The sequence below is a fragment of the Acetomicrobium sp. S15 = DSM 107314 genome (genome assembly GCF_016125955.1).
Taxonomy (GTDB): domain Bacteria; phylum Synergistota; class Synergistia; order Synergistales; family Thermosynergistaceae; genus Thermosynergistes; species Thermosynergistes pyruvativorans.
In genome coordinates, this window is the sequence record NZ_JADEVE010000120.1 from 1 (window position 1) to 366 (window position 366).

Annotated in this window: 1 protein-coding gene and 1 pseudogene; one reads left to right on the forward strand and one right to left on the reverse strand. The window is 53.3% G+C overall.

The features are described from left to right. A partial coding sequence (gene lepB, locus EZM41_RS02940; RefSeq protein WP_198469340.1) for a signal peptidase I occupies positions 1-172 on the forward strand: 172 nt, incomplete at its 5' end. A gap of 72 nt (positions 173-244) precedes the next feature. Here lepB and EZM41_RS14575 read toward each other — a convergent pair. After that, positions 245-366, reverse strand: a pseudogene (locus EZM41_RS14575) (TAXI family TRAP transporter solute-binding subunit); the annotation flags it as partial.

A 366-nucleotide genomic window follows, 5' to 3' on the forward strand; every position in this document is an offset into this window, starting at 1 on the left:
CTATAACATGAGTCCCGTCAAGGTGCCGCCCGGAGAGTATTTTATGATGGGCGATAATCGCCCTAATTCTCAGGACAGCCGCTTTTGGGGTTTTGTCCCGAAGGGTTTTCTGAGAGGCTGGATCCATCAGCGCGTTGTCCGGCTCGCGGAAAAAGCGGGGCTTGAGCAATGATGGCGCGTACGACAGAAGATATCCTGCAGGATATTTTGAAGGAACTTCAGGGCATGAATGAGCGTCTTTGCGCACTGGAACCTGCATGACATTCGGATAAAGATAGGTGACGGAGCGGAAGTTTGTGAGCGCTTTCCCCTCGAAGGGACCGAGGCCATTAAAGGCATCATAAGCCACGCCGGCTTGGACGACTC